Below are 11,783 nucleotides of genomic sequence, written 5' to 3'. Positions count from 1 at the left end.
GCGCGTTCGGCCACGCCGTGGACGCCTCGGATGACGGAGTTGAACGCCTTGGCGTCGTCGGTGAGTTCGCCGCCCTTGGGTTTTTTGACCGGGTGACGGAGGCCGGCCCCGGCGTTCTGGTAGCCGAGGCCGGTCAGGGTGGGGATGTCGAGGGTGTCGGCGAGCCGGTTCAGGGCAGCGATCAGGCCGTGGGTACGGGCGCAGGTGGTGTCGTGCTCGCGACCGGGCCAGACAGGCGAGCCCCAGAGCGGCCAGCCGTCGGGTGCGGAAATGACCTGGACGTTGCTGCCGTGGTGCTTGTGCTTGCCCGACCACCACAGGTCGGCCTTGTTCGGGCCGGGGCAGTGACGCGATCGGTACGGATGACGGTGCCGTCGAGGTTGAGGTGTGTACAGCCGGCCACGGCCGCGCGCTCCAGTGAGGTGGACAGGTCCGGGGCGTGGTCGGCGAACACAGTCAGCCCTTCGTGGAAGTAGCGATAGGCCGTCGGAACGAGTCGGTGGTCGCGCCGCCAGCCAGATATGTAACTGCCCATGGCTTCGATCCCGTCAGCCGATAGCGCTTGGTGGCCTGACAGAGCCGTTGAGTCGATACGCCCACCAGCCACTGCGGGCACGAGGCGCGGGACGATCTTGGTACTGCTGCTGCGTCAGTCCCCCGAGGGGATGAGCATTCTGCCCTGTTCACGCTTGGGTTATGTCACGGGTTTGTGGTGGCCTGCGGCATCGGCTTTCGTGATCCATTTGTGCAGGGTGGCCAGCAGGACATCGGGTGCTACTGGCTTGGTGAGGTAGTCCGAGGCGCCGGCGGCCTGGGCCTTTTCGCGGTCTTCCGGCATGGCCCTCGCGGTCAGCATGATGATCGGCAGTTCGGCGTGCTTGGGCATGGACCGGATAGCTTCGGTCGCTTTGTATCCGTCCATTTCGGGCATCATGATGTCCATCAGGACGCCCGAAATGTTGTCGTGCTGTTCGAGGACCTCGATGGCCTCGCGACCGTTCTCGGCGAGCAGCACGCTCAAGCCGTACCGTTCGAGGACGCTGGTGACGGCGAACGTGTTGCGGATGTCGTCGTCGACGATCAGCAGCCTTTGGTCGTCGAACTGAACATCAGTCTGTGACTGCAGCGTTTGAGGCAGTTGGCCGGGCTGGTTCGGCGGGTCTGGTTCGCTCGGGGTGAGCGGCAGGTACAGGGTGAACGTCGAGCCGCGTCCGAGTTGGCTGTGGACGTGGATCTCTCCTTGGAGCAGATCCGGTCTCGGGTGAGATTCCCTACGGGCGCTCCTCCTGCGAGCACCGCGCGGTCCCCGCGGCTGAAGGCGGGCCTGGGGTTGCTGCGCTGCAGGATGGCCAGCTGGTGCCAGAGCACCAGTATCTCGACGTCCTCGGCCGTGGAGGACCGCGCCAGCAGGCGCAGCCAGCCGAGCAGCAGGCAGCCGAATCGGTAGACCAGACGGAACGTCACGACTCCCCAGCGTGTACCGACGGGCTCACGAGCGCTTTCGACGTGATCACATCGTGACCCTCAAGTCGCAGCTCAGCGTAGGTGACAGGATTGTCGGCACCCACAGGCAACGAGAGGTGCACACGATGAGCGCGCTGTTTTACGACGGCACGGAAGACCTGCCTGATTCGGTGTCCTTCGCGGACCTTCTCCTGTCCAGCCACCGGCGCCTGACGGGCGGCCCCTTGTGTTCCTCGGGGCCTTCGTCTACGGGAGAGGCGGCCCGTTGGCTGTACGAAGGCGCCCCTTTCGGGCTGCTCGCACACAACGCGAGCGCCGATCCGGTCTTCGTCTATGCGAACAGAACGGCTCAGAGATGCTTCGAATACGGCTGGGAGGAGTTCGTGCGGCTTCCGTCCCGGCTGTCCGCGGCCCCGGACGCACAGGTCGACCGGGAAGCTTTCGTGCGATCCGTGGCCGAGCGGGGGTACGCCTCCGGCTACCGGGGCTTGAGGATCGCCAAATCCGGCCGCAGATTCTGGATAGAGGACGTCACGATGTGGAACCTCGTGGACGCCGAGGGTACTTGCCATGGCCAGGCGGCTGTGTTCCGGTCGTGGACGGACGTCCGGGAGGCGTGAGCAACTGTCGTTCTCCGCTTGTCTGGCTGAGCTGACGGCGGCGCGAGCGGACGAGATGGACGCCGGCACCGTCAGCCGGGGGCTTTCCATTGCGCGCAAATTGATCGGCTGACGGCAGTGACGAGGCTGGATCGCATGCGATCCGACGATCGGGATCGAGTGGTGCCCGCCACCGCCGGACCGCCCCCGGGCCCTCGCCGAGCACCAGACCGTGTCCCGCTCGGAAATACGATTCCGGGTCTGGCCTGCAGCTTCTCCGCGCGGGGCGATGGCCTCCACGGCGCCTGGGATGATCCTTCGATGCTGCTGTCCATCGTCACGGTGCCCGCTGGCATCCTGCGCAGCCGCGTGGCCAAGGATGCGGAGGTGTTGGTGCTGCGGCACGAGAACGCGGTGCTGCGCCGTCAGATCGTCCGGGTCCGCTACGAGCCCGCCGACCGGATCTGGCTCGCCGTCCTCTCCCGGCTGGTCCCGCGCGCGGTGGCGCCAGGCCTTCGCGGTCACGCCCGCGACGTTGCTGGCCTGGCACCGGCGACTGGTCGCCCGGACGTGGACATTTTCCCGGCACCGCCGCCCGGGCCGGCCGTCCACCGCATCCACCGTCAAGCAGCTCATCCTGCGTCTGGCGCGGGAGAACAGCGCCTGGGGCCACCGGCGCATACAAGGCGAGCTCGCCCGCCTCGGCTACCCGATCGCCCCGTCCACGGTCTGGCAGATTCTGCACGCCACCGGCATCGATCCCGCCCCGAACCACGCCGAGCCACCCACCCCGGCCACCGCCACCGACCTCCAGGCCCACCGAATCCGGCGACAACCCCTCCTCGGTGGCCTGATCAACCAGTACCAGAGAATCGCCTGACCGAACGGCCTCGCCGCAGCTCACAGCGCCGAATCGTATTTTCGAGCGGCACAGGTGTAGCGGGCGGGCGTTCGTGATGCCCTGGTGGGGTCGATGCACGCTCCCGTGCGATCAGCGCTGCGCCCGGTCGATCTTCGTGGCGGCATCGGGGACGGTCCGGCCGTGGACGGCGGGGCGACCGCCGTAGGGGTCCTCGTCGCTCCACAGAGTCGTCGGGGCAGCCTTGCGGACCACCGGTATGACCTCGCTCGCGAACCGTTCGAGCATGGCGAGCTGCTGCTCGTGCGGGATCACCGTCGGGAGGCTGAAGGACTGAAGATCGTGTCCGAACGCCTCGTGGAACCAGAGGATCTTCTCGGCGATCTGCTGCGGTGACCCGACCAGGACGGGGCCGCGCTCGATGGCGTCGTCGATGGTCGCGAACGTCATCTCGTTGCCGGGCGTGTGGTTCCCGGGCTGGTTGAAGTACGCCACGATCTGCTCGTACGTCGGCCCGAAGGCCTTTTTCGCCTCCTGGGTCGTGTCGGCCAGGTAGAGGAAGCCGGCCCCTGCGCCGACGTAGGCGAACCGGGGGTCGTGCCCGTGCCGGACGTACTCCGTGCGGTAGTGATCGATGAGTAGGGTGTACTTGTCGCGGGGCTGGATGGCGTTGGCGGAGAAGAGCGGGTCGCCCCACTTCGCCGCGAGGCTCGCCGAGGTCAGCGTGGTCGCCGACCCGTGCCATACCCGAGGGGCGCCGGCGAAGGGGCGCGGCAGGCTGGTGACCTCGTTCAGCGGTCCGCGGAAGAGGCCCTCCCAGGTGACCTTCTCCTCGCGCCACAGTCGGCGCAGCAGCTCGTACTTCTCCGCCAGCGCGTCCCACTGGTCGCCGTTCTCGATACCGAACATCGGCAGCTGGCGCATTTCGTTGCCCTTGCCGATGACGAGCTCGAGCCGGCCGCGGGAGAGCTGGTCGACCGTGGCGTAGTCTTCGGCGACGCGCAGCGGGTCGTGGATCGACAGGACCGTGACGCCCGTCTGGATCCGGACCCGGCTGGTGGTCGCGGCGATCGCACCGAGCAGGACCGTGACGCCGCTGGAGAGGAAGGCACCGGCGTGCCGTTCGCCCAGCCCGACCGCGTCGAAGCCGAACTGCTCGGCGTAGCGCGCGGAGGTCAGCGCCTGGGAGTACCGCTCGTCGGGGCGGATCTCGCGCCCGGTCACGGGGTTCTTGAGGTTCGGCAGGATGTCGAGGACTTGGAACTTCATGAGTGGACCTCCCATTCTTCGCTGGACGTGCCCGTCGGGCCGACAAGGGACAGTGCGGTGGCCTTCCACTGCCGCAGCAGGCTGTTGACCGCCTGGCGGCCGGCGCGGTTGGAGCCGACGGTGGACTGGGACGGTCCGAAGCCGACCAGGTGCACGCGTGGTTCGCCGGCCACCTGGGTGCCGCGCATGGTGATCCCGCCGAGCTCGTTGCGCAGCCCCAGAGGCTCCAGGTGCGCCAGGGCGGCCTTGAAACCCGTGGCCCACAGGATGGCGTCGACAGCCGTGAACGAACCGTCCGCTTCGCGGACGCCGTCGGGTTCGATGGCGGTGAACATGGGACGACGCCTCAGGACCCCGCGCTCCTTCGCCGCCAACGCGTACGGAGTCCAGGCCAGGTCGGTGTAGGAGACGACGCTGCCGGTGGGCCTGCCCGCTTCGACGTCGGCGGCGACCTTGGCGACGATCTCACGGCCGGCGACCTCGCGCTCGAACTCGCCCTCGCGGAAAACGGGTTCGCGACGCGTGTACCAGAACGTGGTGGCCACCCGTGAGATCTCCTCCAGTTGCTGGAGTGCCGAGATGCCGCCGCCGACTACGGCGACCCGCAGGCCGGCGAACCGGTCGGCCGAGACGTAGTCATGGGTGTGCACCTGGATGCCGGTGAAGGTCTCCTGTCCCGGGTAGTGGGGGCGGACGGGGTTGGTCCAGGTGCCGGTGGCGTTGATGACCGCCCGGGTGGTCCACGTCCCCGCGCTGGACTGCACTACCAGCTCTCCGTCGGGCCGGTCGTCCACGGTCCGTACGCAGGTGACGGTCACCGGACGCAGGATGGGCACGTCGGTCGCCTGCTCGAAGGCGGCGAAATAGCGCGGCACCGCTGTACGACTGGGCTCGTCGGGGTCGACGGGTGGTTGCGGGAAGTCAGGCAGGTCGAAGATGCCGTTCACGGTCCCCATCCGCAGCGACTCCCAGCGGTGCCGCCACGCCCCGCCGGCCGCCGGTTCGGCATCGAGTACCACGAAGGTCCGGTCGTTGTCGGAGCCGACCGGGCCGGTCAGGGCGCTGGCGAAGCCGCGCCGCTTGAGGTGGTAGCCGGCCGAGAGCCCCGACTGTCCGCCTCCTATGACCACCACCGTCGCGCGTCGGCCTGCTCGCTCGTATCCCGCCTGTCCCCTTTCCGGGGCGGGTGCGTCAACGTACACCGGCCCGGTCACCACCTTGAGGGCGTGCGCTTCCGCCGGTGGCGAGTCGCATGAGGTCGGTGGTGAAGTCGACGTCGTCCAGGGACCGTTGCGCTCGTGTGGCGTTGCCGCCGAACTGGTGGTCGTAGCCAGTCCAGTTGCTGTCGGCGATCTGCCGACCGGCTCCGCTGCGCAGCATGACGGAGACCTCTTGTGCGGCTCGGGCGATGCGCTTGCCGAGGTCGGTCGACGCCCAGTCCTCGGGTGCGGCGTACAGGGAGGTGGGCACCGGGATGGTGCGCAGGAACCCGAACAGCGGCCGGAGCTGGTCGTCGACGACCATGGCGTGTCGTGCGCTTTGGCCCGTCGCGGCGAGGACGACCGGTTTGGCGATGAGCAGGTCGTTGTCGATCAGGTCGGCGAACGACTTGAACAGGCCACTGATCCCCGCCTTGTAAACCGGTGTGGCGGCGATGACCGCGTCGGCCCGGGCGAGCAGCTCCATGGCCGACTGCACCTTCGGGTTCAGCATGCCGGAGACGATGCTCTGCGCGATGTCCGTGGCGAGAGGACCGAGATCGAGTGAGCGCACGGTGGCTGTCGTGCCTGACGCCCCGAGGGTGTCGACCGTCTTCTGGGCTATGCGGTCGGCGAGCAGCCGGGTCGAGGACGGATCGCTGACGCCGGCGTTGACGACGGCGATCGTCACCGAGGTCGCGGCGGGGGTGAGGTCGTTCATGCGGTGTCCCTCGCGGGTGCTTTCGTGTGGTGGGTGGCAGTGGCCGGGGCCGCGGCGACCAGTGCGCGGCCGAGCTCGCGCAGCGTCTCCAGTTGCTCGCGGGTCAGGGCCCGGGTCATCGCGGTCGTGACATGCCGAGCGTGTGCGCGGCCGAGGCGCCGTTGCACTTCACGGCCTTCGGCGGTGAGAACGATGCGGCAGGCGCGGGCGTCGTCGGGATCGGGCCGCCGTTCGACGAGCCCCCGCTTCTCCAGGCGGGCGACGAGCCGGGACACCCCCGCCTGGGTGAGCAGGGCGTCGTCGATCAGGTCGGTGATCCGCAAGCCGTCCCTCGCTCCGGCCAGCGCGTAGAGCACGCCGTACTCGCGCGGCGGAAAGCCACCCCAGTCGCCCTCGTATTCGAACTCTCGCGCGAGGGTCGCCTGGGCCCGGAACATCGCCTCCCAGGCCTCGTTCGCCAGTCGGCTGACGCCGGTCATCAGAACGCCGCCGGGAAGCTGGCTTCGACGGCCGGGTCGCTGTCCTGGTACGGCGAGGTGCCCGACAGGTTGTCGCCTCGGTTCGGGTTCGGGCGCGGCTGACGCGGCTCGGCGTCGCCGTACTTCGCCTTGACCAGGGAAGCGTGCGTCGGAGCGTCCGGGACACCGGGCTTACGGCGGGCCGCCATCTCCTTGCGCAGCACCGGCACCACCTCGGTGCCCAGCAGTTCGACCTGCTCCAACGCCATGTTGACTGGCAGGCCGAGGGCGTCGACGTTGAAGAGTTGGCGCTGGTAGTCCCCGAAGCCCTCCTGGAAGGTGAGGACCTTCTCGATCACTTCCTGCGGGCTGCCGACGGTCAGCGGCGTGCCCGCCATGTAGTCCTCCAGCTTCGAGCCGCGGAAGACCGGATAGTTCTCGAAGTAGGGCCGATAGGTGTTGACCGCGTCCTGGGAGCGCTTGGCGACGAACGCCTGGCCGCCCAGTCCGACGATGGCCTGCTCGGCGGTGCCGTGGCCGTAGTGCTCATACCGTCGCCGGTAGAGTTCGACGATCGGCTTGAAGTGGAAGTTCGGGGCCAGGATGTGGTTGGCGAAGAACCCGTTGCCGTAGTACGCCGCCTGTTCGGCGGTCTCAGGGCTGCGGATCGAGCCGTGCCACACGAACGGCGGGACGTCGTCCAGCGGGCGCGGGGTGGAGGTGAAGCCCTGCAGCGGGGTGCGGAACTGTCCTTCCCAGTCGACCACGTCCTCGCGCCACAGTCGGTGGAGCAGGTTGTAGTTCTCCAGGGCAAGGGGGACGCCCTGGCGGATGTCCTTGCCGAACCACGGATATACCGGCACGGTGTTCCCGCGGCCGAGCATCAGGTCCAGCCGCCCCTTGGCGACGTGCTGCACCATCGCGTAGTCCTCGGCGATCTTCACTGGGTCATTAGTCGTGATCAGGGTCACCGCGGTGCTCAGGATGACCCGCTCCGTCAGCGCCGCGATGTGGGCGAGCAGCGCCGGCGGCGAGGACATCACGAACGGTGGATTGTGGTGCTCGCCCAGCGCGAAGACATCGAGGCCCACCTCGTCGGCCCGCCGGGCGATCTTGATCAGGTTGCCGATCCGCTCCGCCTCGCTCTGGGTGTGTCCCGTGGTCGGGTCGGGCGAGATGTCACCGACCCCGAAGATGCCGAACTGCATGCTGCGCTCCCTGCTAATACATGACTTCGCATGCAAATCAAACAACATGACTGAGCATGTATTCCCCTGGGTCGACCAGCGGCGTTGTGATCCCCGTCATAGCCCGTACGACGACTCGGACGCCGACGGCCGGCGTTGTCACGTTGTTGGGTGTGGTGGTGTCTGACGGTGTGTCGGGGTGTGGTGGAGCCGGGTTCGATGGCTGTGCTCAGGCCGTGGTGGACAGACCGGTGGTGCCGGTGATCTGCTCCCAGATCTCGAAGCGGATGGTCATCTCGGCTCGGTAGTGGTGTGCGGTCATCCGGTGGCGGCGGGGCCGGAAGTGGGGTGAGATTCCGCTGAACGCGGACAAGAACCGCTGGGCCGCGTCGACGCTGCGGAAGCCCTTCATCGCACATTCACGCTGCCTGGTGGGCTGGTGGCTGTTCTCCGCCCGGTCGTTCAGCATGATTCTTGCGAGGAACCCCGGGCGTTCACGACTCCGTCCGCCACGGCTGCGGCGGCGAGCGCGGCAGCGGTGATCAGACCGACCGAGTGCAGGAACTCGGTGGCGGCCGTGCCCGCGAAGTAGCCGAGGAGCACGTTGCCCACGCCCCAGACCAACGACGCGGCGGTGCTGTAGAGGAAGAAGCGGCGGTGCGGCATGTTGGACGCCCCGGCGGCGGAGACAGGAAGGTTCGTACGAAACCGATGAACCGTCCTGTGAACACCGCCGCCCCGCCGTAGCGCATCAGGAAGGCGTGGGTCCGCCCGGTCCGGCGGCCGGGCCGGAACCGGCCTGCCCGCGCGCTCGGGCGCCGCGTACACCAGCGCATAGCCGAGATTGTCACCGGCCATGCCCCCCGCCACGACCGCAGCGGCAAGTACCACGGCATTCAGATCACCGCGGCCCGCGATCGCGGACGCGAGGAGAATGATCGTCTCACCGGGGACCAGCAGACCGATGAAAGCGCCGGTCTCGCCGGCCGTCACGGCGAAGACGAGCACATACGACCACCATCCGGCCGCCTCGATCAGGCCATCGACGTGCATGGCCGTCAGACCGTCTGCCGCAGCGGTACGGAATGGGGGGCGGTCCGTTGTTCCGGCACCTCGGCACGAGGCCGGAACGGAACCGCATCCCCCTGCGGTTCCCAGGCGTCCGCAGCCCCGCGACTCCGTGCCCATTGCCGCTGGATGCGCCCTGCGGCGTACCACGCCATAAGCGGCACACCCGCAGCCCACACGGCGCCGAGCACGTGGTGATCGGCAGTCAGCACCGCCACCGCGACCGCGGACAGCGCGATCACCATCACGGCGATGCGTGCCCGGATCGCCGAGATGCAGGCGACCACCGCCAGGGCCATCAGCACGTACCAGCCTGTAAGCACACCGGGCAGCGCCAGGCAATCACGGACGAGGCCCTCGTGCACCGGCAGACCCCGCAGTGAGACGGACGCGGCCAGCCCGGCCGCGCCGGACAGCAGCAACGCGATGGCGCCGCGCACATAGACCGCATGGTGCCGGTGGGCCAGCCAGAGCAAGGTCAGCGCCATCAAGGGCCAAGGGGCCACGGCATGGATCCGGGCCAGTACGGGCGCCGTGCCTGTCCAGCCGAGGTCGACATAGGACTCGTCACCTGCGGTCACCCCCAGGAGGGCCGCATGAATGAGCGCGGTCGCCGCCGCACCCGTCCCTACGCGCCGCAGGATCCGCCACACCGTATCTCCCCGCGGGCGTCGGATGCGATGGACACCGGAAGAGTTCACCGAGCCCGCCCGAAATCAAGGACAGAGCCATGGCTGCCGGACCCAACCGGGCCGGCGGAGACATCGAGGCGATGCGTCACAGCCGCCACCCACAACGGCACGACGTCCCTGGCCTCATGCTCCACCGTGCAATGCCCGAATCCCAGCCCCAACAGGTCGGTCAGGTGGTGCTTGGTGACCTGGCTCCAACCGCGTGTGCGGGCGGTGATCTCATCGGCTTCGGCGTCGAGTTGGGGCAGGACCGTGCGCAGCAGACGCCCGGCGATCGTCGCGGCGGTGTCCGGGCAGGATGCGTCGGCGACGATGTCCGGGGCGTGCGGGTAGGGGTCGGGGTGCTCGGCGTACACCTCGAGGCGGGTGGTGTCGGCCTGGACGACCTGCAGGGCACGCCGCCCATCGGCCGGGCGGCCGCAGGGCGCGGCAGGAGCCGCGGGGGGAGCCGTGATCACAGGGGTGTCTCTTTCAATTTCGAAGCGGGGCCCGGCGATTGCAAACCGGGGGATAGGCCAGGCCGGCGGTCCAGGGGCCACGCCGGGCTGCGACGTCCCGGCCCGGCGAGGCCAAGGGCTTGGGGTTCCGGCAGCCGGCCCCTCTGCCGGATGCCGGGCACGCCCGGCTCGATGAGGAGATCGTGTTCGTCCGGGAGCAGGACCGGTGCCACCTCAGCCGGGCGATGCGTGCCGTCCTCGAGACCCGGAAGGCGTGGTTGACGATCCTCAGCTGCCCAGGTGCGGACCCGAACCGAATCCTGCCGGGGGCATCCGGGCCCGCCTCAAGAGCCAGGTGCGCACCCTTGTCCCGTGCGACACGGACGGGCTCCTGGCGATGGTCAAGACGAAGCTCAAACGGATTCCGTGCCGCCCGGGCCTCCTCGACGGCTTCATCGCCGAGACCGGACTGATCCACGAACCCCCGTGATACCGGCACCCACAGCGGCACCGAATTCTGACCCTGAGGGGCAGCCATGCGTCAGGCACCACGCCAGCAGGAGCAGCAGCCTGGACACGCCTCACCCGCTCGGTGTTCACAACAGCGGCGGGCAGGTGAGCTCTCTTGCCGCACTCCTTATCTGAAATTGGTGCGGCGATGGCGGCCGTGCGGGGCCTGCTCGATGCGGTCGTCCTTGGCCAGCGGCCCGCGGTGGCGGCCGGTTGCCTCGCTGCCCTCAGCGACGGCCTTGGCGAGCTGGTGCACGTTTCCGATCGAGGAGTAGGAGATGACAGCGGCCATGGCGCTCATGACGAGGCCCCTTCCCAGGTAGAGGTAAGCGGATTTCTATCCGGTTGTTCCGTGGGGAAAGCTAACCGGATGACTATCCGATTAGCAAGGGGGTTCGGTAACCTCCGAGGGATGGGAGACAAGCGCGGCCCAGGCCGCATCGAACTGGCAGTCACCGGGCAGCCCCCGACCGAGCGCGCGGACGCCGCACGCAACCGGGAGAAGATCCTCGACGCGGCCGCACGGCTCCTGGCCGAGCGCGGGCCCGACGCCGTCACCATGAACGCCGTGGCCCAGGCCGCCGGCATCGGCGTGGGCACGGTCTACCGCCGCTTCGGCGATGTCGCACACCTGCTGTTGGCACTGCTCGACGACCGCGAACGGCAGTTCCAGGCGGAATTCCTCACCGGCCCCGCCCCGCTCGGGCCCGGCGCGCCGCCCGCCGACCGGCTGCGCGCCTTCCTCCACGCCTACGCCGACTACATCGGCGACCAGCAGACCCTGATGTCTGCCGCGGAGGCCGCGTCACCCGTCGCGCGTTACAACAGCGGCCCGTATCTCGCCATCCACCTGCACGTGTCCATGCTCCTGCGCCAACTGCGACCCGAGGCCGACGCGGCCCTCCTCGCCCACCTGCTCCTCGCACCGTTCACGCCGAGCCTGCTCCACCACCTCAAAACCGAAAGGGGAGCAACCCGGGAGCAGATCAAGACCGGCCTCGATCAGCTCCTGGGTGTGTCAATTTAACGCTGATCTTGGTTGTTGAGGTTCAGTTGCTGGCCGGGGCCAGTTGGCCTTCGAAGGCGATCTGGAAGGCGTTGAGAGGCGCCTTCCAGCGCATGGTCCTGCGGGTGCCGGAAACCCCGTCCATGCTGGTCATGCCGCATGTTGATACTCATGCAGGATGCCGCCGAGCCGATGGGCGTGGGCAGCGGGCGTAGCGGTCGGGCGTTTGCGATGCCCTGGTGAGGCCGGTGTCCGTTGTAGAAGCGCTCGAACTCGCGCAGGACGTGGAGCAGATGCCGCTGGTTCCAGATCAA

The 11,783-nt window shown here is 68.5% G+C and carries 12 protein-coding genes and 5 pseudogenes; 4 read left to right on the top strand and 13 right to left on the bottom strand.

Translation table 11 applies throughout. From position 1 onward, the window contains the following. A pseudogene (locus ACFYXB_RS44390) lies at positions 1-508 on the bottom strand (transposase family protein); the annotation flags it as partial. Positions 509-694: 186 nt separating this feature from the next. Further along, positions 695-1,249: pseudogene (locus ACFYXB_RS44385) on the bottom strand (response regulator); the annotation flags it as partial. Between the two features lie 268 nt (positions 1,250-1,517). Between ACFYXB_RS44385 and ACFYXB_RS44380 the strand changes: the two are divergent. Further along, positions 1,518-2,084 carry an MEKHLA domain-containing protein gene (locus ACFYXB_RS44380; RefSeq protein WP_389591088.1) on the top strand — a complete coding sequence of 189 codons (567 nt, stop codon included), beginning with the start codon at positions 1,518-1,520 and terminating at the stop codon, positions 2,082-2,084. Positions 2,085-2,384: 300 nt separating this feature from the next. Further along, a pseudogene (locus tag ACFYXB_RS44375) lies at positions 2,385-2,847 on the top strand (integrase); the annotation flags it as partial. 207 nt (positions 2,848-3,054) lie between these two features. Here the strand turns inward: ACFYXB_RS44375 and ACFYXB_RS44370 are convergent. The 9 genes and pseudogenes from ACFYXB_RS44370 to ACFYXB_RS44330 all read right to left on the bottom strand — a co-directional run bounded on the left by ACFYXB_RS44370 (position 3,055) and on the right by ACFYXB_RS44330 (position 9,974). Further along, entirely contained in the window at positions 3,055-4,191 is a 1,137-nt protein-coding gene (locus tag ACFYXB_RS44370) for an LLM class flavin-dependent oxidoreductase (protein ID WP_388508938.1), read from the bottom strand. Further along, positions 4,188-5,393, bottom strand: coding sequence for a flavin-containing monooxygenase (locus tag ACFYXB_RS44365; protein ID WP_389591087.1), 1,206 nt, complete (start codon positions 5,391-5,393; stop codon positions 4,188-4,190). Before ACFYXB_RS44365 ends, ACFYXB_RS44370 begins: the two co-directional genes overlap by 4 nt. Continuing rightward, positions 5,383-6,111 (bottom strand): CE1759 family FMN reductase, encoded by a 729-nt coding sequence (locus ACFYXB_RS44360; RefSeq protein ID WP_389591086.1) that lies wholly within the window; start codon positions 6,109-6,111, stop codon positions 5,383-5,385. Before ACFYXB_RS44360 ends, ACFYXB_RS44365 begins: the two co-directional genes overlap by 11 nt. Continuing rightward, positions 6,108-6,590 (bottom strand): MarR family winged helix-turn-helix transcriptional regulator, encoded by a 483-nt coding sequence (locus ACFYXB_RS44355; RefSeq protein WP_389591084.1) that lies wholly within the window; start codon positions 6,588-6,590, stop codon positions 6,108-6,110. Before ACFYXB_RS44355 ends, ACFYXB_RS44360 begins: the two co-directional genes overlap by 4 nt. Continuing rightward, complete coding sequence (locus ACFYXB_RS44350) at positions 6,590-7,777, bottom strand: CE1758 family FMN-dependent luciferase-like monooxygenase (protein WP_389591083.1); 1,188 nt, start codon at positions 7,775-7,777, stop codon at positions 6,590-6,592. The genes ACFYXB_RS44355 and ACFYXB_RS44350 overlap by 1 nt, the downstream gene beginning before the upstream one ends. 208 nt (positions 7,778-7,985) lie before the next feature. After that, positions 7,986-8,222, bottom strand: a pseudogene (locus tag ACFYXB_RS44345) (IS6 family transposase); the annotation flags it as partial. Then, entirely contained in the window at positions 8,219-8,809 is a 591-nt protein-coding gene (locus ACFYXB_RS44340; protein ID WP_389591082.1) for a DedA family protein, read from the bottom strand. The pseudogene ACFYXB_RS44345 and the gene ACFYXB_RS44340, both read right to left, overlap by 4 nt. A 5-nt stretch (positions 8,810-8,814) precedes the next feature. After that, a complete protein-coding gene (locus tag ACFYXB_RS44335; RefSeq protein ID WP_389591080.1) occupies positions 8,815-9,477 on the bottom strand; it encodes a hypothetical protein in 663 nt (220 codons plus the stop codon). Positions 9,478-9,521: 44 nt separating this feature from the next. Then, entirely contained in the window at positions 9,522-9,974 is a 453-nt protein-coding gene (locus tag ACFYXB_RS44330) for a hypothetical protein (RefSeq protein WP_388508923.1), read from the bottom strand. Between the two features lie 334 nt (positions 9,975-10,308). Between ACFYXB_RS44330 and ACFYXB_RS44325 the strand changes: the two genes are divergently transcribed. Beyond that, the gene (locus tag ACFYXB_RS44325; protein ID WP_351364322.1) at positions 10,309-10,443 is read left to right on the top strand and encodes a hypothetical protein; all 135 of its coding nucleotides are present in this window, start codon (positions 10,309-10,311) and stop codon (positions 10,441-10,443) included. Positions 10,444-10,590: 147 nt separating this feature from the next. Here the strand turns inward: ACFYXB_RS44325 and ACFYXB_RS44320 are convergent, their stop codons facing one another. Further along, a complete protein-coding gene (locus ACFYXB_RS44320) occupies positions 10,591-10,764 on the bottom strand; it encodes a hypothetical protein (RefSeq protein ID WP_389591078.1) in 174 nt (57 codons plus the stop codon). Between the two features lie 111 nt (positions 10,765-10,875). Between ACFYXB_RS44320 and ACFYXB_RS44315 the strand changes: the two genes are divergently transcribed. Then, positions 10,876-11,490, top strand: coding sequence for a TetR/AcrR family transcriptional regulator (locus ACFYXB_RS44315; protein WP_389591077.1), 615 nt, complete (start codon positions 10,876-10,878; stop codon positions 11,488-11,490). Between the two features lie 169 nt (positions 11,491-11,659). Here ACFYXB_RS44315 and ACFYXB_RS44310 read toward each other — a convergent pair. Beyond that, positions 11,660-11,783 (bottom strand): annotated as a pseudogene (locus tag ACFYXB_RS44310) (integrase); the annotation flags it as partial.

The sequence above is a fragment of the Streptomyces sp. NPDC002619 genome, assembly GCF_042889305.1.
Lineage (GTDB): Bacteria > Actinomycetota > Actinomycetes > Streptomycetales > Streptomycetaceae > Streptomyces.
This window is presented reverse-complemented; position numbering and strand designations above follow the sequence as displayed.